This window comes from Acidovorax sp., from assembly GCF_046341535.1.
Taxonomy (GTDB): Bacteria; Pseudomonadota; Gammaproteobacteria; order Burkholderiales; family Burkholderiaceae_C; genus Acidovorax.
In genome coordinates, this window is sequence record NZ_JBKDRI010000067.1 from 1 (window position 1) to 19884 (window position 19884).

Annotated in this window: 21 protein-coding genes; 7 read left to right on the forward strand and 14 right to left on the reverse strand. The window is 65.0% G+C overall.

Translation table 11 applies throughout. The features are described from left to right. Nucleotides 1-163: 163 nt before the first annotated feature. The 7 genes from ACK543_RS04520 to ACK543_RS04550 all read right to left on the reverse strand — a co-directional run bounded on the left by ACK543_RS04520 (nt 164) and on the right by ACK543_RS04550 (nt 7341). Nucleotides 164-1120, reverse strand: coding sequence for a class I SAM-dependent methyltransferase (locus tag ACK543_RS04520; RefSeq protein WP_409941658.1), 957 nt, complete (start codon nt 1118-1120; stop codon nt 164-166). Then, nucleotides 1120-1749 (reverse strand): DUF1415 domain-containing protein, encoded by a 630-nt coding sequence (locus tag ACK543_RS04525; protein ID WP_409941659.1) that lies wholly within the window; start codon nt 1747-1749, stop codon nt 1120-1122. Before ACK543_RS04525 ends, ACK543_RS04520 begins: the two co-directional genes overlap by 1 nt. A 474-nt stretch (nt 1750-2223) precedes the next feature. Then, nucleotides 2224-3279, reverse strand: coding sequence for a GGDEF domain-containing protein (locus ACK543_RS04530; protein ID WP_409941660.1), 1056 nt, complete (start codon nt 3277-3279; stop codon nt 2224-2226). A 36-nt stretch (nt 3280-3315) separates the two neighbouring features. Next, nucleotides 3316-4035, reverse strand: coding sequence for a tRNA (guanosine(46)-N7)-methyltransferase TrmB (gene trmB / locus ACK543_RS04535; protein ID WP_409941676.1), 720 nt, complete (start codon nt 4033-4035; stop codon nt 3316-3318). Between the two features lie 35 nt (nt 4036-4070). Next, a complete protein-coding gene (gene gluQRS / locus ACK543_RS04540; protein ID WP_409941661.1) occupies nt 4071-5069 on the reverse strand; it encodes a tRNA glutamyl-Q(34) synthetase GluQRS in 999 nt (332 codons plus the stop codon). 80 nt (nt 5070-5149) lie between these two features. Next, complete coding sequence (locus tag ACK543_RS04545) at nt 5150-6304, reverse strand: NAD(P)/FAD-dependent oxidoreductase (RefSeq protein WP_409941662.1); 1155 nt, start codon at nt 6302-6304, stop codon at nt 5150-5152. Nucleotides 6305-6402: 98 nt separating this feature from the next. Beyond that, on the reverse strand, nt 6403-7341 hold the full coding sequence (locus ACK543_RS04550) for a LysR family transcriptional regulator (RefSeq protein WP_409941663.1): 939 nt from the start codon (nt 7339-7341) through the stop codon (nt 6403-6405). 105 nt (nt 7342-7446) lie between these two features. On the opposite strand from ACK543_RS04550, the gene ACK543_RS04555 reads away from it, so the two are divergent. Together ACK543_RS04555 and ACK543_RS04560 are read left to right on the forward strand one after the other, a co-directional pair. Further along, complete coding sequence (locus ACK543_RS04555; RefSeq protein ID WP_409941664.1) at nt 7447-8148, forward strand: pirin family protein; 702 nt, start codon at nt 7447-7449, stop codon at nt 8146-8148. A gap of 63 nt (nt 8149-8211) precedes the next feature. Beyond that, nucleotides 8212-8766 (forward strand): flavodoxin family protein, encoded by a 555-nt coding sequence (locus ACK543_RS04560; protein ID WP_409941665.1) that lies wholly within the window; start codon nt 8212-8214, stop codon nt 8764-8766. 235 nt (nt 8767-9001) lie between these two features. Here the strand turns inward: ACK543_RS04560 and ACK543_RS04565 are convergent, their stop codons facing one another. From ACK543_RS04565 to ACK543_RS04580, 4 genes are all read right to left on the reverse strand, one after another. After that, nucleotides 9002-9799 (reverse strand): sulfurtransferase, encoded by a 798-nt coding sequence (locus ACK543_RS04565; RefSeq protein WP_409941666.1) that lies wholly within the window; start codon nt 9797-9799, stop codon nt 9002-9004. Nucleotides 9800-10000: 201 nt separating this feature from the next. After that, the gene (locus ACK543_RS04570) at nt 10001-10825 is read right to left on the reverse strand and encodes a MinD/ParA family protein (RefSeq protein WP_409941667.1); all 825 of its coding nucleotides are present in this window, start codon (nt 10823-10825) and stop codon (nt 10001-10003) included. 10 nt (nt 10826-10835) lie between these two features. Next, on the reverse strand, nt 10836-11606 hold the full coding sequence (locus tag ACK543_RS04575; RefSeq protein WP_409941668.1) for a GGDEF domain-containing protein: 771 nt from the start codon (nt 11604-11606) through the stop codon (nt 10836-10838). A gap of 38 nt (nt 11607-11644) precedes the next feature. Continuing rightward, entirely contained in the window at nt 11645-13366 is a 1722-nt protein-coding gene (locus ACK543_RS04580; protein WP_409941669.1) for a SulP family inorganic anion transporter, read from the reverse strand. A gap of 122 nt (nt 13367-13488) precedes the next feature. On the opposite strand from ACK543_RS04580, the gene ACK543_RS04585 reads away from it, so the two are divergent. The 3 genes from ACK543_RS04585 (at nt 13489) to ACK543_RS04595 (ending at nt 16022) form a co-directional block, all read left to right on the forward strand. Beyond that, a complete protein-coding gene (locus tag ACK543_RS04585) occupies nt 13489-14736 on the forward strand; it encodes a PLP-dependent transferase (RefSeq protein WP_409941670.1) in 1248 nt (415 codons plus the stop codon). A gap of 104 nt (nt 14737-14840) precedes the next feature. Continuing rightward, nucleotides 14841-15764 (forward strand): DUF2189 domain-containing protein, encoded by a 924-nt coding sequence (locus ACK543_RS04590; RefSeq protein ID WP_409941671.1) that lies wholly within the window; start codon nt 14841-14843, stop codon nt 15762-15764. A gap of 48 nt (nt 15765-15812) precedes the next feature. After that, nucleotides 15813-16022 carry a hypothetical protein gene (locus tag ACK543_RS04595; RefSeq protein WP_409941672.1) on the forward strand — a complete coding sequence of 70 codons (210 nt, stop codon included), beginning with the start codon at nt 15813-15815 and terminating at the stop codon, nt 16020-16022. A gap of 35 nt (nt 16023-16057) precedes the next feature. Here ACK543_RS04595 and ACK543_RS04600 read toward each other — a convergent pair whose 3' ends face one another. Next, nucleotides 16058-16738: an arylesterase gene (locus ACK543_RS04600; RefSeq protein WP_409941677.1), complete on the reverse strand. Its 681-nt coding sequence runs from the start codon at nt 16736-16738 to the stop codon at nt 16058-16060. An 18-nt stretch (nt 16739-16756) separates the two neighbouring features. Here ACK543_RS04600 and ACK543_RS04605 point away from each other — a divergent pair, with 18 nt between their 5' ends. Both ACK543_RS04605 and rlmB read left to right on the forward strand, forming a co-directional pair. Then, nucleotides 16757-17470, forward strand: a complete 714-nt coding sequence (locus ACK543_RS04605) for an ABC transporter ATP-binding protein (protein WP_409941673.1) — start codon at nt 16757-16759, stop codon at nt 17468-17470. 172 nt (nt 17471-17642) lie between these two features. Continuing rightward, complete coding sequence (gene rlmB, locus ACK543_RS04610; protein ID WP_409941674.1) at nt 17643-18389, forward strand: 23S rRNA (guanosine(2251)-2'-O)-methyltransferase RlmB; 747 nt, start codon at nt 17643-17645, stop codon at nt 18387-18389. A 34-nt stretch (nt 18390-18423) separates the two neighbouring features. Here rlmB and ACK543_RS04615 read toward each other — a convergent pair whose 3' ends face one another. Both ACK543_RS04615 and ACK543_RS04620 read right to left on the reverse strand, forming a co-directional pair. Then, complete coding sequence (locus ACK543_RS04615) at nt 18424-19029, reverse strand: chromate transporter (protein WP_409941678.1); 606 nt, start codon at nt 19027-19029, stop codon at nt 18424-18426. A gap of 29 nt (nt 19030-19058) precedes the next feature. After that, complete coding sequence (locus ACK543_RS04620; RefSeq protein WP_409941675.1) at nt 19059-19658, reverse strand: chromate transporter; 600 nt, start codon at nt 19656-19658, stop codon at nt 19059-19061. Nucleotides 19659-19884 lie beyond the last annotated feature (226 nt).

Genomic DNA, 19884 nt, shown 5'->3' on the forward strand with positions numbered 1-19884 from the left:
AAGCGAAAATCGGCCCCAGCGAGGACAGTTTTTGCCGAATTTGCAGCCCCATAGCCGAGCTATGGGGCAAAAAGGCGGTTAAAAATGGACCGCTGCGGTCGATTTGCAGCCGACGATTTCCAAGTCCGACAGGCTCCTAGCAGTGGCCACCATCTGAGCTTGTTCAGTGCGATTCGCTACGTTCTGCGGTGAGGCGATCACCAGCTTCGTGCTGCAATCCAAAACGCGCCCCCAGCATCGTCGCGAGGCCGAATTGCTCAAGAATGGCGCGCAAACGTTCCGAGGCACTGCGCTTTTTTTGTCCGGTGTAGCGGGCAATGATGAGCTCATTCTTCATGCTGTGCTCCCACCCCACCAGTTCGGTCACCGTGACCTGATAACCGCTGGCCTCCAGGTACAGGCAGCGCAGCACATTGGTGACCTGACTGCCCAGTTCACGCGTGTGCAGCGGGTGACGCCACAGCTCAGCGAGCGGCGTGCGCGCCAGTTGCAGGGCCTTGCCCTGGCGCAGGCAGGCCGCCATTTCGGCCTGGCAACAGGGCACCAGCACCATCGCCCGGGCGTTTTTCTGCAGGCCGAAAGCGATGGCATCGTCGGTCGCTGTGTCGCAGGCATGCAATGCGGTGACGACATCGATCTGAGCTGGCAATTCGTCAGCGTCAGTGGATTCAGCAACCGATACATTGAGGAAAGACATGCGGTCAAACCCCAGTTTGAGGGCCAGCGAACGCGACTTCGCTACCAGCTCGGCACGCGTTTCCACACCGTAGATATGACCTCGGCCCAAGGCCTTGAAGTACAGGTCGTACAGGATGAAGCCAAGATACGACTTGCCCGCCCCATGGTCTGCCAGCGTGGGGCCTCGGTCTGAAGTGGACAGATCCTTGAGCAGCGGCTCGATGAAGTTGAACAGATGACAGACCTGCTTGAGCTTGCGCCTTGCGTCCTGGTTGAGCCGCCCATCCCGGGTGAGGATGTGCAGTTCTTTCAGAAGCTCGACCGACTGCCCCGGTCTCAGCTCCGACAGCTCCCCGGGCTCAGCGCTGGGAACACCGCGCCCGGTAACTGTGCCCCGCGATGGCTTCGCGCCGGGCGTGGTGGCATGTTTGCTTTTTTTCATCAAGGCAGGCTCCGATCTGAGCCTGGTGCCTCGATTGGATCTACGCGCGGTCCGACATCCAGCGCGGCCCAGCCCTGCAGACCCAGCGCCTGCAACACGTCCATGTTCCGCTCGAAAATCGCCTCCGCCTCCGGAAACACCTCCACGGCGCGGTCGATGCTCTCCTCGCGCAGCAGGTGTAGCGTGGGATAGGGAGATCGATTGGTGCAGTTCGTCACATCGTCTGCGTCCGTGCCGGCAAACTGAAAACGGGGGTGAAAACTGGCGATTTGCACAATTCCAGCCAGTCCCATGGCGTCCAGCAAGGCGTCTGCTTCGCCCAGGAAATCATTGAAGTCCAGAAAGTCGTGGAGGCACCCTGGCAGGATCAGCAGCGTCGTATCCCTCTCCTTGGGAGGCGCGGCCACCAAGGCGGACATCTCGCTGCAGAGCCAATCGCGCACCTCACCGAGGTCTGTGGTCAAGGCCACCACGCAGTGAATCTGGCCCTTGACATGCACAGCCTTTGCAAAAGGACAGAGATTGAGCCCAATCACGGCCCGCTCCAGCCAGCGGATGGTGTCACGGATGTAGGGATCAGTGGCCTCGGCGGAGGATGCCCCGGCAGCAAAAGGGCGAATGACGTTCATGGGGGCGACGCATGAGGCGCATGGAAGCGCTAGTGGGGGAAGTGGATTTTACCGGGCGAGCCAAGCGGCCCTGCACTCAGCCTAAAAACGGCAGTTGGATGCATTTGCCAGCGCTGCTGTTGGGGCGCCAGGCAAGGCGCGACGACGCGACAGGCTCGTGCCTGCAAGGAGAAGCAACGCCGCATGGCGCTCCAAAAGCGGTGCTGGCAAGTGCATAGCGCTGTCACCCCCAAGGTGAGGCAGCGAAAACAACCCAAGGCTCGAGTCCACGCGGTGTGCGCCAAGATGACAAGCGGTCAACTGCCGTTTCTAGGAGCGTGTCGGACTTGGAAATCGTCGGCTGCAAATCGACCGCAGCGGTCCATTTTTAACCGCCTTTTTGCCCCATAGCTCGGCTATGGAGCTGCAAATTCGGCAAAAACTGTCCTGGCTGGGGCCGATTTTCGCTTTCGACGCTTCAAGTCCGAAAGGCTCCTAGAAAAGCTCGACGTCGTCGTTGCCGACCACCTTGGCGGCCAGCTGCCCGCTGGCAATCAGTTCGTCGTAGTAACAGACCTGGTTGCGCCCGTGCTCCTTGGCGTAGTAGAGGGCCTGGTCTGCCTGGCCGAGGATTTCCACCGGCGCACCCTTGGACGTGCTGACGAAACCAAGGCTCACGGTGACCTGGCCCACCTGCGGGAATGAGTACTCCTGCACCGTCATGCGGAACCGGTTGAACACCTTGTGCGCTGTGCTCAGGGTGGTGGAGCGCAGCAGCACCACGAATTCCTCACCACCAAACCGGAAGATGCGGTCGTGGCTGCGGAACGAACTGCGAAGAATGTTTGCAATCAGGATCAGCACCTCGTCGCCGTAGAGGTGGCCAAACCGGTCGTTCACCTGCTTGAAGTGGTCAATGTCCACCACGGCCAGCCACTGCTCGATCTGCTCGTTGTCAGCCGAGAGCTCTTCGGTTGCCATTGCCTCCACGGCCTCACCAGTCTGGCTCGGCATCCCCTGCATGGCGGTGTGGCGAGAAAACTGCTCGTCAAACGTCTTGCGGTTGAACAGCCCGGTCAGTGCATCGCGTTCGCTGTAATCCAGCAGGCTTTGATAGTTCTGGTAGACGTGGAACACGCCTTTGAGCACATCGAGCTTGTGTGCAGAAAACGGCCTGGACTGGGTGATTTCCAGGCAGGTATGCACTTTCTCGTGCATCCAGACGGGTAGCCAGAGCACGTAGCGCCCTTTGCGGGGCGAATCCAGCGCGCTGTCGCCATGATGCGCGATGCACTCCCGCAGGGCAGGATAGTGCTCAAGCGACTGTCGGCGCGGGTCGGCTGCCGCCTCGGAGTCCGTGGACGTCAGTTGTCCGTTTTCTACCCACGTGCGGGGTCGCAAGTGAGGCTGACCGCCATCGGTGAACAGTTCCAGCGCCCGGATCTCGATGATGCCGCTGAGTTTTTGCAGCGTCGAGAGTACCGACACTTCCAGCCGGATATGGTCGCGGTGGCCGGTCATTTCGACCAGGTTTTGAAGGATGGGCTTCATGGACGTATTGGATCAGGCTGAGGGCGCATCTCGATATTAGGCGGAACGCACAAAAATAAGGTCCCAAACCCCATGCCCGAGACGCAGGCCCCGATTTTCAAACTTGGTGCGTGGCCTGTACTCGGGTTGGGGCGCAAAGTCATGGGATGTGTTGCGCAGGCAAGGCTCAGAGCTGAGGACTTGAAGCATTTGCTGTGCGTAAGGTTCCCAGTCGGTGGCGCAATGCACATAGCCGCCGCGCTTGAGTCGCGCCGCCAGCTTGGCCACCAGCGGTGCCTGGATCAGGCGGCGCTTGTTGTGCCGAGACTTGTGCCACGGATCGGGGAAAAAGATGTGTATGCCATCAAGGCTCGCTTCTGGCAGCATGAGGTCAATTACCTCTACCGCATCGTGGCGCAGTATACGGATATTCGTGAGGCCCTGTTCGCCAATGCGCTTGAGCAGCGCGCCTACCCCGGGTTCATGGACCTCGCAGCACAGAAAATTATCGTCCGGGCGCACCCTTGCAACGTGGGCCGTGGCCTCGCCCATGCCGAACCCGATTTCCAGAATCAGCGGAGCCTGCCGGCCAAAAGCGGCAGTGGCATCGATGGGCGCAGATTGGAACGGTATCACGTAGCGGGGGCCGAGTTCCTCAAACGCCTTGGCCTGCCCGGTGGTGGTGCGGCCGGCGCGGCGCACAAAGCTCTTGATCGTCTTGGGGTGGGACACGCCAACGGGCGCACCGCCCGGCTCGCGGGGCTGTTCAGCCTGCAGCGGCCAGTCGGGAGTGGAAACGGCGCTCACTTCAGTCACGTTGTCTGATTGTAGGTTCGTCGCCACGCTTTGACGCAGTGGGAAAGAACATCGGGTATCAAATTATTTCGGCCCGCTTCGGGTGATTGAATGCCCAGCACGTTCGCTGCGTCGATGAGCGCAGCGGCGGGCGCGCCCAGATCAAGGGGGTGCGCCCCATTTTGCTTGGACAGTTTCTCACCGTTAGGTCCATAGACGATCGGAGTATGCAGATAGCGTGGGGTGGGCAATCCCAGCGCTTTTTGCAACAAAATCTGACGGGCGGTGTTGTCGCAAAGGTCTTCCCCGCGCACCACATCGGTGATGCCCTGGTCTGCATCGTCGACCACCACGGCCAGCTGGTAGGCCCACAGATGGTCTGCCCGGCGCAGTACGAAGTCGCCCACATCGGCAGCGACGTCCTGGTGCTGCTGGCCCAGGCGACGGTCGTGCCAGCACACCTGCGGCCCCTCGACTGCAGCCGTCAGAGCCCCCTGGCTTTGCGTTGCACTGGGTTCAGTCATGATTGCTTGTGCCTGCGGTTGCCTGCGAGGTACCGCAAACCGCCAGGACCGCGCAGCTTTGCCACCAAGACCGGCGCGACAGGTTCCGGGATACGGCAGCGCTGCATGTCGCTCGCGGGCGTGACCCACAGCTGCATGGGCCTGCTTGATGTCCTTGCGAGAACATCCGCACGGATACGCCTGGCCTGCAGCGACCAGTGCATCCAGTGCAGCCTGGTAGTGCCTGCTGCGAGTCGATTGCCATACCGGCGGTGCGTCGGGGTGCAGGCCGCAGGCCGCCAGTTGCCCCAAAATGGTCTCAGCAGCGGCCTGGCTGCACCGTGGGGTATCGACATCCTCGATGCGCACCAGCCACCGACCCCCACGACCGTCGTTGAATGCGCGTGCGTCCAGCCAGCTTGCCAGCGCTGCCACCAACGAGCCCGCGTGCAGGGGACCCGTGGGCGAGGGGGCAAAGCGCCCCACATAACGCCCGCTGGAGCGTGCGGACAAAGGAGCATCGTCTTCCCGCGGCCCAACAGGGGTGTGGGTGGGACTGCCGGTGGCAGCGCGCCTGGGCGTGCCGGTCGCCGTCATGCCACCGCAAGCGCCAGTTCAAGCCCAGAGACGAAAGCGTCTTCCATGCGGTGCCCCAGACACCAGTCGCCGCAGGCCCCAATGCCTGCCCCCGCATCCCACAGATGGCTGCGGCCCAGGGGGTGGATGGTTTGCGCATAGCGCCAGCGGCGCGTCTCCACGTAAGAGGGCTCGGCCCGGATCCCCGTAATCTCTGAAAACGCCTTGAGCAACTTGGCCTTGACGCGCGCCTCGTCATCTTCGAGGTGTTCTGCAGACCAGGCGGGGCTGGCCTGCACCGTCCAGCGCTCGACCAGGTTGCGGCCCGGTTTGGACGATTCTCGCGCCAGCCATGCAATCCGGTGGTGGGTGCTGCGCGCTGCGTTCCACTGTGGTCCAAGCGTCGTCAGGCCGGGCCGCACGGCCTGCGGGTAGGCCAGCAACAGGGTCCAGCAGGGGGCAATGGCCACGGTCGCAAGGGCATCGGCCAGCCGACTGTCGAGGGACGAACTGGCTAGCAATGCCTGTGCGGGCACCGAGGGAATGGCCAGCAAAACGGCGTCAAACCCTGCAAAGACGCGCTGCGCTTCATCGGCGCCCGCTGTGCGTAACTGCCATTGACCATCGTGCACGGCGTCGCGTTCGATGCGCATGACGCGCGTCTGCACGACCAGGTCGCCCGAGCGGCGCAGCGGCTCTGCCCACGTGGATACCAGCGACTGCATGCCTGGGCTTGCCACCCAGTGCGCCTCGCCCCCCGCCAGGCCGGCAGCGGCGACGCGACCCGTGGCGTCCAGCACGCACACAGAGCTGGCGCTCCAGCGCTTGCACACCCCCGGGACGGTGTCGATGGCCCTGGCAAAGCGGGGGTCGCGGATGGTGAAGTACTGTGCGCCCGCGTCAAAGTTGCCAAACGGGCTGTCCACGGTGGTCGTTCGCCCGCCTGCCTCATCGGCCTTTTCGAACACCGTCACCCGGTGGCCCGCCTGCGCCAGCGTGCGCGCGCAGGCAACCCCGGCCACACCAGCGCCGATCACGGCGAAATGCTTGCGTGGCTTGCCCGACCAGGTCACGGGCGCCGAAGCGGCGGCGGACTGCAAAGCGCCCGCTGCTTGTGATGTGCTGGCGTGGCGTCGGCGGCGTTCTGCGGGGCGGGTGTCTGGGTTGCTCATGGAGTGGCCTTTGTATGACGGACGGCGAGGAATCTGCGAAGAACGTGCAACTGCACCCACTCTACACGCGCAAGGCATGACTGGCAGCGGTCGAAACGTCAGAAATGATGGTGGTTTTCCAGCAGAGCACGGCGTGTTGCCGGGCTTTGGAGCTGATGGAGCCACCATTGCAGCGCCCGGCCGGGTGCCGTGAATCCGGGGCAGCCCCAGGCATAGTAAACACGCACCTTGCGATCGGCCCGTGCCACGCGACGCGTGACCAGCCGCCCGGCCTCCAGGTAGGGGCGCGCCATGGGCTCGGGCAAGAACCCGCCGCCCAGCCCCCGAAGCTGGACCTGGACCTTGGTCTGCATGCTGTCCACCGTCAGCACATCCTGCCCGCTCAGCAATCCTGCGGTGGCGCCGCCACGGGTGGCGGTATCGGCCACGGCCACTGCGCGGTGCTGGCGCAGTGTGGCGTCAGTGATGGGCTGCGGCGCGCCCGCCAGCGGATGGTGCGGAGCCACCGCGTAGATGAATGGCACCTCGCCAAGGAGTTCCTGCTGCAGGCCTGCCACCTCGGAACCCACCGTCGACACACCAATGGCCAGATCGGCGCGACCCGAGGTCAGGGCCTCCAGCGTCCCGCTCAGGATGTCGTCCCGCAGTTTGAGGCGTGTGGGCGGCGCCATCGCATAGAAAGCGTCGACCAGTTCGAGGATGGTCTGGGTCGAGATGATGCCGTCGATCGACAAGGTCAGCTGGGGCTCCCACCCTGTGGCCACCCGCCGCACGCGATGGGCCAGGGCATCAATGTCGTCCAGCAGTCGCGCGCCTTCTCGCAGCAGTTCACTGCCCGCCTCGGTGGGCTTGGCCTGGCGGGCACTGCGGTCAAACAGCAGCACGTCCAGGGCATCTTCGATCTGGCGTACGCGGTAGGTAAGTGCGCTGGGTACCAGGCCCAGCGTGCGCGCGGCCGCGGCGAAGCTGCCTTCCTTGGCGATCACCTGCAGCATGGCCAAGGCGTCGGGTGTCAGAACGTCGCGCGGGTGTTGCATGAAGGCTGGAGTGTATTTCAAATAATTTGAATTATTACGACGATCTGATTGCAACTTTGCGTATGTTGCCGTGCGTACAGTGAAGGCCTTCAAGGAGTTTGTGCCGTGCTGACCATTCGAAAATCCAACGACCGGGGCTATGCCGATCATGGCTGGCTCAAGTCATTCCACAGCTTTTCGTTCGCGGGTTACCACGACCCGGCGCACATGGGTTTTGGCAACCTGCGCGTCATCAATGAGGACCGTATCGCGCCCGGCACGGGTTTTGGCACGCATGGCCACCGCGACATGGAAATCATCAGCTACGTGCTCTCGGGTGAACTGGCCCACAAGGACAGCATGGGCAACATCAAGGCGATCCCTCCCGGCGATGTGCAGCGCATGAGCGCTGGCACGGGAGTTATGCACAGTGAATTCAACCATGCGGCGGGCCAGACCACGCATTTCCTGCAGATATGGATTGAGCCCAATGAGCACGGCGTTGTGCCCGGCTACGAGCAAAAGACCTTCTCCGATGCTGAAAAACGCGGCGTGTTGCGGCTGGTGGCCTCCCCTGATGGCGCAGACGGTTCGGTCCGAATCCATGCCGATGCGTCGCTCTACGCGGGCTTGCTGCATGGTGCTGATGCCGTGTCGCACCCGCTGCAGCCCGGCCGCAAGACCTATGTGCACCTGGTGCGCGGGGCGTTGTCCGTCAATGGCCTGGCCCTGTCGGGTGGCGATGCAGCGCTGATTCAGGATGAAGACAGGCTGTCCTTGTCGGACGGCGACGATGCCGAGGTGCTGGTGTTTGACCTGGCAGCTTGAGCCCGGTGGTTGTCGACGCAGTGGTCGACGTGTGTGTTGATGTTGTTTGATCAGGAGTTATTCATGGCAAAAATTGCAGTGGTTTTTCATTCGGGCTACGGCCATACCCAGCGACTGGCGCAGGCGGTTGCCGAAGGCGCCAGCGCCGAACTGGTGGCCATTGATGCCGACGGCAACCTGCCCGAAGGCGGCTGGGAGACCCTGGCCGCTGCCAACGCCATTGTTTTTGGCACGCCCACGTACATGGCCGGGCCCAGCTGGCAGTTCAAGAAGTTCGCCGATGCGTCGAGCAAGCCCTGGTTCAGCCAGGCCTGGAAGGACAAGCTGTTCGCCGGGTTCACCAACAGCGCCAGCACCAACGGCGACAAACAGGTCACGCTGGACTACCTGTTCCACCTGGCCATGCAGCACGGCGGGCTGTGGGTGGGCACGGGCATGATGCCCGCGAATTCCAAGGCGGCCACGCGCAACGATGTGAACTGGATCGGCACCTCCAGTGGCGCCATGGCGCAGTCGCCCTCGGACGCGTCAGCGGCCGAAATGTTCCCCGGCGATCTTGAAACCGGCCGCCAGTTCGGCCAGCGCATAGCGCAAGCGGCTGCCCGTCTGGCGACCTGACCAGCCCCTCGAGCGCTGCAGCGACCGCGCAGTCGCGCGCGCTGCACCGGGGCGTTGACGCAGCGGTTGGCGGGGGGCCCAGGCAGCCTGCCCGCCGCGTCAAGCCCGCGGCTGGCCAAGGGCTGTCAGGCGGCACACTCTGCGCCACCGGGGGTGCGTGCCCGCCGAGGGGCTTGTCGGGCGAATTTTCAAGGTATTTTTGCCCTGTTACGCACGGCGGTATTGGGTTAATTGCTCACATTGTTGTAGCAATATGCGCTCGGGGTGTGGTGCCTGCGCGCTTGCCGTTAGGGTCTGCTGCCAGGTCAGGGGCCAGCACAGCGCGGTCATCGAACACAAAACAGCCGCCCTGGTAGTGCGCGCCATCCGTCAGTTCGAAATACTTCAGGATGCCGCCTTCGAGCTGGTACACATGGGGCAGCCCCTCTTCGCGCATGAGGATGGCGGCTTTTTCGCAGCGGATGCCGCCAGTGCAAAAGCTCACGACGGTCTTGTTGTGTAACTCTGCCTTGTGGGCCCGCAGCGCGGCGGGAAACTCTGTGAACTTGCCAATGCGCCAGTCGATGGCACCCTCGAAGGTGCCCGCATCCACTTCAAATGCGTTGCGCGTGTCGAGGGTCACAACCTCGCGGCCCTCGTCGTCGCGGCCCGTGGTGAGCCAGCGCCGCAGTGTCACCGGGTCGACCGATGGCGCCCGGCCCTGGGCGGGCTGGATGGCGGGATGGTCCATGCGGATGATTTCGCGCTTGACCTTGACCAGCATCTTGCGAAAGGGCACGGTGGCCGACCAGCTTTCCTTGGGGGCGAGATCGGCAAAGCGGGCGTCCTGTTTCAACGCAGCGACGAAGCCGCGCACGGCCTGCTCGGGGCCAGCCAGGAAGACGTTGATGCCCTCTTGCGCCAGCAGGATGGTTCCCTTGAGGTCGGCGGCCCGCGCGCGAGCGCGCAGCACATCGCCCAGGGCGGCCGCATCGGGCAGCGGCACGAACTGGTAGCAGGAAATATTGAGTACGGGCTGGGCGGCGACAGTCACGGTGAATCGGGCGTTTTGGAGGGCAGGGTCTGCGGATCGCGGGGCGGCAGATGATCAGATGGGCAGTCGGGAGTGCGCCCGTCCGGGCGGTGCGACAGGGCAGACCCGCACGCCATCAACACATCATGCTGGGTGGCGGGCGAGCGTCCCATCCCGGCGAATGCGTTCCCAACGCGCAGCCTGCCTCCGGCGGCAATGCCGTCAGGATACCTGCGTGAGCAGGGCTGCTTCGATCTTGTTGGCCAACTGGGCAATGGCCAGTGCGGCGGGGCAGCCTGGGGTTTGCAGCAGCAGCAGCTGGCGGCGCATGACGGCGTCGCGCACGGCGGGGTCCACCGGGATGTCGCCCATGTGAATCAGTCGCACGGGTCGGCCAGAGTCAGAGGTCACAAAACGATCGAGCACCTGTTGCAGCTGGCTCGTGATGGCCCGGCCATCGCCCGGACGCGCCGCCTGGTTGATGACCATGCGCACGTGCTGGCGCTTTTGCTGCATCGACAACACCTTGATCGCGGCATAGGCATCGGTCAGGGAAGTGGGCTCGGGCGTGGCCACGATGACGACTTCGGAGGCCAGCGATATCGAGAACAGCACCACGTCGGAGATGCCTGCGCCTGTGTCAAGCAAGACCACGTCGTATTTGGGCGTGAGCGCCTGGATCACGCTCAGGAACTGGCTGCGCACTTCAGGCGTGAGGCGCGAATACTCGACCATGCCCGAGCCCGCCAGCAGCACATGAAAGCCGCCGGGTGCCTGGATGACCGCGCTCTCCAGGGTGGCCTGGCCGGTGAAGACATCGTGCAGGGTGATCTTGGGGTGCAGGTTCAGCACCACGTCCAGGTTGGCCAGGCCCAGGTCGGCATCCAGCACCAGCACGCGGTGACCGCGTCGGGTCAATGCCGCTGCAAGGTTGGCCGAGACAAAGGTTTTGCCTACGCCGCCCTTGCCGCTGGTGATGGCAATGATGCGGGCACCCGGTTGGTGACCGGCTGACGGGGGGATCGTGGGGGACAGCGCGTCGCTCATCTTCTAACTTTCATTGGGCGCTGCCTGCGGGATCAACCGGCGGCAGGTCAACCCAGCCCGAGGGGTTGTAAAGCGGGCCAAACAACAGGCTTTTTTCTTCGGCGGTGACGGTGCTGTCAGGCTGTTCCTCAATGCTGACGCGGTTGCGTCCAGAGGCCTTGGCTTTGTAGAGCTGGTGATCAGCACGGTCGGTCCATAGCAGGGTGGTCGAGCGGATCCACTGCAGGGCAAAGGCTCCACCGATGCTCACCGTCACGTTAAGCTCTACCGTCGGAGATACCCGAACCGGGGTATCGGCCACCGCGCGGCGGATGCGTTCGGCCACCATGCGTCCAAAGCCCGCCTGGCATGCCGGAAGCACCACCGCAAATTCTTCGCCGCCGTAGCGCGCCAGCGTGTCCATGGGGCGGACGCAGGCGTCCAAGGTGCGCGCCACCGATTGCAGCACCACATCGCCAGCGGGGTGGCCGTAGGTGTCGTTGACCTTCTTGAAGTGGTCGATGTCCAGCATCAGCAGCAGGGCGGCTTCCCCGGATCGAGTAACGCGGTCGATCTCGCGTTCCAGGACGGCACGGAAATGCCGTCGATTGGCAAGGCCGGTGAGCGGGTCCTTGAGCGAGAGCTCGCACAGGCCGTCAATCAGCCCCTGCAAATAGCGGGCAGGTTCCTCGCGTGCAGGCGCCACGGGCTGGCCCGCACGTGATTGCGAGACCAAGGCTTGCGCCGCGTCCAGCTGGAGGTCGCGCAGATCGACAAGATGGGATGCCGCAGAGTCAGACACAGTCAGACCAAAATAGTGTTGCGCCAGTGTACCAGCGCCTATTGCGCTGGCTGCCCTGGCGGGCCGTCCGTCAAGCCCTGGTGTTCTGGCGTGGCCAGCGGTTGCAGCGCCCGTAGCGCATCGGCATCCGTGCGGTACAGAGCGACCCTGCTGCCCGGGCCCAGCAGCGCTGCATGGCGCAGCACTTCCTCGGCGGGCAGTTTGAGCCCGCTGACGTGCACGGTACCGCCGCGGCCCTGGATCCGCGCGCACAGGCTCGCGAAGGTCTCCACGCCGGTCACATCGATGCGATTGATCGGCTGGGCCATCAGGCACAGATGCAGCGTCTCAGGATGGGCGGCAAGGTGATCGATCACCCAGCGCTCCAACGCGCTTGCGGAGGCAAAGTCCAGCTCGGCATCCATCCGCAGCGCCAGCAGGCGCGGAGCCAGCGGTGGCAGCGCCCACAGGTGGCGATCGCGCAGGCTGCCGTCCGGGTGCAGGCCCACTTCGATGATGCGCGGATGCAGCCGCTGGTACAAAAAGTGGCTCAGGTTCATCAGCAGACCCACCAGCACACCCCAGTACATGCGGGGCGCGGTGGCCAGCGTGAGCGCGAATGTGACGCCGGCGATGAGGGCTTCCACCTGCGAAATGCGCCAAACCTCCAGCAGTGCTCGGGGCTTGATAAGGCTGGTCACCGCCGTCACCACCACAGCGGCAAGCACCGACTGCGGCACGTGGTACAGGGCAGGGGTCAGCCACAACAGGACCACCAGAACCAGTGCGATGGAAAAGACGGTGGCCCAGCCGCTTTGGGCACCTGCATAAAGATTGATGGCTGAACGCGAGAACGATGCGCTGGTGGCAAAGCTGCCGCACAGCCCGCTGCTGATCTTGGCCAGGCCCTGGCCGATCAGATCCTGGTTTTCGTTCCAGGGTTCGCCCGAGCGCTGGCTTTCCACTTTGGCGCTCGACGCGGTTTCCAGAAAGCTCACCAGCGTCACCACCAGCACCGGCATGATGAGCGCTGCGAAGCTGTCCCAGGGCAGACTGCCCGGCCAGTAGGGCGCGGGCAGGCCCGAGGGGAGGGCGCCCAGCACGGCACCGCCAGCATCGGCATAGCCCATGGCCCAGCTCAGGGCACCGGCGGCACCCACGATCACCATGGCCGCCGGAAAACCCGGTCGCCAGCGCCGGGCCAGTACCAGCAAAACCAGGCTGCCCAGCCCGAACGCCGCAGCGGTCAGATCAAACAGCCCCGGCGACGGCGTGCTGACCAGTGCCCCCCAGTTCGAGCGCAGCCCCAGCAGCGAAGCCAGCTGCGACCCCAGAATCAGTATGGCCGCAGCCTGGGTGAAACCGCTGAGGACGGGTGAGGTCACGAGGTTGAGCAGCCAGCCGAAGCGGGCCATCCCCATCACCAGTTGCAGCAGGCCCGAGAGGATTGCCATCCATGCTGCCAGCGCCACCCAGTGGGCACTGCCGGGCTCGGCCATGCCGGTGAGTGACGCGCCAATGAGCAGGCTGGTGAGCGCAGTGGGCCCCACGCCCAGGCGCGTGGACGCGCTGAACAAAACGGCCACCAGCGCCGGGACCAGCGAGGCATAAATGCCGGTGATCAGGGGCATCCCTGCCAGCGCCGCATAGGCCACCCCCTGCGGCACCAGCATGAGGCCCACCGTGATGCCTGCCATGAACTCGCCGCGCAGCATCCGGGCATCCGGCCGTGGCCACGACAGAAAAGGCAACCAGCGGGCAAGCGACGTGATCAGCGGCATCGGTAGATTGTCCTCTTTCTGGGCTCCGCAGGGCGCGCAACATGGGCGGTGCCGTTGGTCAGAGCCAGGAGCATCGTATCGCCGTGCCGTTGTCGTGCCACGCGGGGCGCTACCATTTGACGATGACCGACCGCGCTCCCGCACCCCCACTGGCCCCCGCCACGGCGCTGATCCACCACCCCTATGCGCCGCCCGAAGGCTTTGCGGCACCGCAACCGCCCGTTCACAAGGCTTCCACGGTGATCTTTCCGAACGTGGCCGCCATGCGGTCGCGCGACTGGAAGGACAAGAGCGGCTACACCTACGGCCTGCATGGCACGCCGACCACCTTCACGCTGGAAGAGCGCCTGTGCGCGCTGGAAGGCGGCTTGCAATGCCTGCTGGTGCCCAGTGGGCTGGCGGCCATCGCAAGCGTCTCGCTGGCGCTGGTGCAGCCCGGCGACGAGGTGCTGATCCCCGACAACGCCTACGGCCCGGGCAAGGATCTGGCGCGGGGCGAGCTGGCCCGTTTCGGTGTCCGGCACGTCTTTTATGACCCGCTGGATCCGCAGGACCTGGCTGCGCGCATCACCCCGGCAACGCGGCTGGTGTGGCTGGAAGCCCCCGGTTCGGTCACGATGGAGTTCCCGGACCTGTGCGCCCAGGCGCGCATTTGCCGGGAGCAGGGCGTGACGAGCGTGCTGGACAACACCTGGGGTGCCGGGTTGGCCTTTGCGCCGTTTGACCTGCTGGGCGATGGCAGCCTGGGCGTGGATGTTTCCATCCACGCGCTCACCAAGTACCCCAGCGGCGGTGGCGATGTGCTGATGGGCAGCGTCATGACCCGCGACGCTGGTTTGCACATGAAGCTCAAGCTGTCTCACATGCGCCTGGGCCTGGGCGTGGGCGCGAACGACGCCGAGACCGTGCTGCGGTCGCTGCCCAGCATCGGCCTGCGCTACCGCGCCCATGATGAGGTGGCGCGTGGGCTGGCGCGGTGGCTTGACGACCAGCCCCCCATAGCCCAGGTGCTGCACCCGGCACTGCCGTCATCGCCCGGCCACGCGCACTGGAAGGCGCTGTGTGGCGCGGACCGTGACGGCGTGGGCGCGGCCGCCGGTCTGTTCAGTGTCATCGTCGATCCCCGGTACACCCAGCGGCAGGTGGATGCTTTGTGCGATGGCTTGCGACTTTTCAAGTTGGGCTATAGCTGGGGCGGGCCCATCAGCCTGGTGGTTCCCTACGATCTGGCCAGCATGCGCAGCCGGCCCCAGCCGCATTTGCGCCCGGGCACGTTGGTGCGTTTTTCCATTGGCCTCGAAACCTTTGAAGATCTGCAGGCCGACCTGGCGCAGGCCATGCTCTCTGCCTTTGGTGACGGGCGGGGCTGAGCAGCCTTCTGGTCGGGGTGGTAGTTTCCGCAGTGGCGCGGCGCAGTGCGGTGGATTAGGGTGGTGGACATCTGCGGCCCTGGCTGCGTCCATCTCGTCTGCGCATGACTGCTGTTTCTTCCGCTTCCGACTCTGCCAGTCGCTCACCAGAGTCGGCTCCACCGGCGGCTGATGCGCCCGGCAGTGCAGGCGCGCCGCCAGCGCAGGCCCTGACGGCGGCCGAGATCGTGGCCCGCGCAGCGGCGCAAGAGAGCGCGGGCGCTGCGCCGCCGGTGGTGATCGAGCGCTTGCGGTGGGCCGACCCCTGGCGCTGGCTGGCGCTGGGCCTGCGCGATGCGCGGGCCGCACCCGGCACTGCCGCCTTCTACGGAACCTGCTTTTGGTTGATGGCGCTGGTGCTGGGCTGGGTGTTTCGCACCCGGCCCGAGTACACCATGTCGATGGCCAGTGGTTGCCTGCTGGTGGGCCCGTTTTTGGCCATGGGGCTGTACGACACCAGCCGTCGCCGCGAGGCAGGCCTGCCGCCTTCGCTCGGCGAGTCGCTCACCTGCTGGGATTCGCACATGGGCAGCATGGGCATGCTGGTGCTGGTGCTGGTGGTGCTCGAGCTGCTCTGGGGTCGCGCCTCGCTGGTGGTGTTTGCCGTGTTTTTCAACACGGGCATGCCCTCGACCACCGGGGTGCTGGAAGCGGTGTTCAATCCCAGCAACTGGAGTTTTGTGGCGGTGTACGCCGCCGTGGGCGGGGTGTTTGCGGCGCTGGTGTTTTCCACCTCGGTGGTGTCCATCCCCATGATCCTGGACCGTGACACCGACGCACTCACGGCCGGCATCACCAGCATCCGCGTCGTGCTGGACAACACGCTGGTCATGCTGCAGTGGGGCGCGCTGCTCACGGTGATCGTGGCGGCGTCGTTATGGTTCTGGGGCATCGGCCTGCTGGTGGCCGGGCCGGTGCTGGGCCATGCAAGCTGGCATGCCTATCGCGCCTCGGTCAGGCCCGTTGCCCCTGCCGCGGTGGACGGCTGATGGCATCGGTGCTGTTACAGTGACTCTTCACTTCAGGAAGCAACTACCTTGGCAACACCCAACTACGGATACGAGAAACGCCAGCGCGAGCTCGCCAAAAAGCAGAAAAAAGAAGACAAGCTGCGGGCGAAGTCACAAAAAGCGACGGGCGGTGGCCGGGACGGCCTGTCGGCCGACGCGCAAGGCCTAGACCGTGCCGCAGATGCGGGCAGCAGCGGCGAGGGTGCAGCAGGCCCCGTGCCGGGTTCGGCATCCTGACTGAGGCCTGCCGGGCCTGGCGCATGGGCTGGTGATCAGCGCAGCAGCTTTTTGAGCTCGGGCCACACGTTGGCCAGCATCTGCGGGTGGGCTTCTGCCCGTGGGTGAATGCGGTCTGCTTGAAACAGGCGCGTCGGGTCAGGCCCATCGGCCACGTCTTTCAAGATAAAGGGCACCACGCCTGCCTTGCGCGCCTGGGCGACATCGGTGAACAGTGCAGCAAACCGCCGGGCGTAGTCGGTGCCGTAATTGGGGGGCACCTGCATGCCCACCAGCAGCACTTTGGCCCCGGCCTTTTGCGCCGCTTCGGTCATGGCCGTCAGGTTGTCTTCCACGCTTTTGAGTGGCAGCCCGCGCAGGGCATCGTTGCCGCCGAGTTCGATCACGACATGGCTGGGCTGGTGTTCGGCCAGCAGGGCAGGCAGGCGTGAGCGGCCGCCCGATGTGGTGTCGCCGCTCACGCTGGCATTCACCACCCGGGCGTTGATCTTTTCTTTGGCGAGCTGTTGCTCCAGCAGCGCCACCCAGCCGGAGCCGCGGGCGATGCCGTATTCGGCGCTGAGCGAATCGCCCAGCACCAGGATCAGCGGCGTGCGTGCAGCCCCCGTGCCCTTGGCAGCAGCCGGCTGCGCCCAGGCGGTGGGGGCAGAGCAAAGCCCCCCGGCAGCGGCTGTCAACGCGGTCAGGATAAAGTGGCGGCGGTCAAAATGTCGAATCAAAGCAAAGAACCTTTCATGCCCGAGCCCACCCAGCCTTCCAGCGCGCCCGCGTCCACGCCCATCATCGCGGTGGAGCACGTTTTCAAGTCGGTGACGGATTCCACGGGAACGCTCGACATTTTGCGGGATATCGATTTCCGTCTTGAACCCAGGGAGACCGTGGCCATCGTGGGTGCTTCGGGCTCGGGCAAGAGCACGCTGCTGTCCATCATCGCGGGGCTGGATACCCCCACACGCGGCACCGTGCGGCTTGATGGCCAGGACTTGTTTGCCATCGACGAAGACGCCCGCGCCGCCCTGCGCGCCGCCAAGGTGGGCTTTGTGTTCCAGAGCTTTCAGCTCATGGGCAACCTCACGGCGCTGGAGAACGTGATGCTGCCTTTGGAGCTGTCGGAGCGCCGGGAAGTTCAAAAGGGCGCCCGCAAGGCCGCTGCGGACATGCTGGCACGCGTGGGGCTGGGCGAGCGTCTGTCGCATTACCCGAAGGTGCTGTCCGGCGGCGAGCAGCAGCGTGTGGCCCTGGCCCGGGCCTTTGTGGTGCAACCTGCGGTGCTGTTGGCCGACGAGCCCACGGGCAGCCTGGACTTTGCCACGGGCGAGACCATCATGCGGCTGATGTTCGACCTCAATCGTGAGCGCGGCACGACGCTGGTGCTGGTCACGCATGACCGCGCCATCGCCGACCAGTGCGACCGCCGCATCACCATCGAATCCGGACGCATGGTCTGACTGCAGCCGGGGGGAGCGCCGCGCTCGGCGGCCCCGGGAGGGGCAGCGCTGGCCTGCGGGATCAACATTTTCTGATGTTTTAGGCCGGTTGCGCACGTCTGTAATCACTTTGTAGCTATTAATTATATAGCATTCGTCGGTGGGTGCTCGCCGCCAGCGGATAATCGCCGCCATGTCCAGCCCCAAAGTTCTTTTCGGCTTTCACGCCGTGGGCGTGCGCCTGAAGACCGCGCCGCAGTCCATCATCGAGATTTATTACGAAGCCACGCGCCGCGACGCGCGCATGCGCCAGTTTCTCGACCGTGCCCGCGAGGCCGGTGCCCGCCTGATCGAAGCGGACAGCGTGCGCATTGCCAAGCTGGCTGGCAGCCATGGGCACCAGGGCGTGGCCGCCCGGGTAGAACCCGTGGCCCAGGTCACCTCGCTCGATGAGCTGCTCGAAAACCTGGAGGCCGCCGGCATCGAGCAGCCCCTGCTGCTGGTGCTCGACGGCGTGACGGACCCCCACAACCTGGGTGCCTGCCTGCGGGTGGCCGACGGTGCTGGCGCGCATGCGGTCATTGCCCCCAAGGACCATGCGGTGGGCATCAATGCCACGGTGGCCAAGGTGGCCAGCGGCGCGGCCGAGACCATGCCCTATTTCATGGTGACCAACCTTGCGCGCACGCTGGGCGAGCTCAAGGAGCGCAACATCTGGTGCATCGGCACCAGCGACGACGCGCCGCGCACCATCTACCAGGCAGACCTCAAGGGGCCGGTGGCGCTGGTGCTGGGCGCTGAGGGCGACGGCATGCGCCAGCTCACGCGAAAGACCTGCGACGAGCTCGTGAGCATTCCCATGAAGGGCGCGGTGGAGAGCCTGAACGTGTCGGTGGCCAGCAGCGTGTGCCTGTACGAGGCGCTGCGGCAACGGACCTGACGTTGCCGCCGCCGGTCGCGGAGCCCGCTGGGGGCTAGACCAGCCCGAGCGCCCCCAGCACGGCTCCCGTGCCCAGCATCCACAGCAGATGCAGCCGGGTGCGCCAGACCAGCAGCATGGTGATGGCCGTTACCAGCCACAGGGGCCAGTCAAGTGCCGGTTCGCCGTGCGCGCGGGCCAAGACCCACGCAGTGGCCAGCAGCAAGCCAATCACCACCGGGGCCATCCCTTGCTTAAAGGCACGCACGGCGCGCCGTTCACGGTTGCGGTGGCCCCAGCGCGTGGCCATCCAGGTCAGCACACTGCTGGGCAGCATCACCCCCAGCATGCACAGCGCCATGCCCATGGCCCCCAGCAACCAGCCGGCAGGCCCTGCGCCGCCCGCATTGATGCCCACATGCCAGCCCAGCAGGGCCACAAACAGCACATTGGGCCCCGGGGCTGCCTGGGCGATGGTGATGGAGGCGCTGAACTGCGGGTCGGTCAGCCAGGCGTTGCGCTCGACCAGGTAGCGGTGCATGTCGGGCGTGGTGGCAATCACTCCACCCACGGCCAAAAGCGACAGCGAAAGGTAGTAGGCGAACAGGCGCAGCCAGTCCATTGGCCCCAGGGTCAACAGCGGCTCAGCCGCGCTGGCCATGGCGGCGACCGTGCTGGTGGCGCTGCCGCTCACGCCGCGATCCTCCGCCATGTCAGCACGCAGGCCGCCCCGCCAATCACCGGCAAGATCCAGTACAGCGGCCACTGCAGCACTGCCATGGCGATGATGGTGAGCCCCGCCAGCAGCGCGCACAGCAGCCGCCCCAGCGGGTGGTTTTGGATGGATGCAAACAGCTTGATGCCCACCCCGGCAATCAGCCCCGCCGCCACCGCGCCCATGCCGCGCAGCGCACCGGCCACCGCAGGATGGCTTGCGAACTGTGCATAGACCACGGCCACCGCCAGCACCAGCACCAGCGGAAACGTCAGCATGCCCGCCAGCGCCGCCAGCGCGCCGCGCAGCCCGAAGTAGCGATCACCAATCATGATGCTCAGGTTGACCACGTTGGGCCCCGGCATGATCTGCGCCACGGCCCAGTCCTCTAAAAACTCTTCGTTGGTCATCCAGCGCTTGGTCTCCACCAGTTCGCGCTGCACCACCGTCAGCACGCCGCCAAACCCTTGCAGGGCCAGCCAGGTGAACGACCAAAACAGGTCGGACGCGTCGCGGGGGCGCGGCCGCTGCGTCTCGTCGGCGAGGGGTGGGGAGGAGGGCGGCGGTACAGGCATGGGGAGCGTGCGATAACAAGCGGAGTGGATGGGCAAGGCAGGCCGGGGCTGTGATGCGGGCTGCCAAGCATGCGGATCGAGCAGGCCCTAGGAGCCTGTCGGACTTGGAAATCGTCGGCTGCAAATCGACCGCAGCGGTCCATTTTTAACCGCCTTTTTGCCCCATAGCTCGGCTATGGGGCTGCAAATTCGGCAAAAACTGTCCTCGCTGGGGCCGATTTTCGCT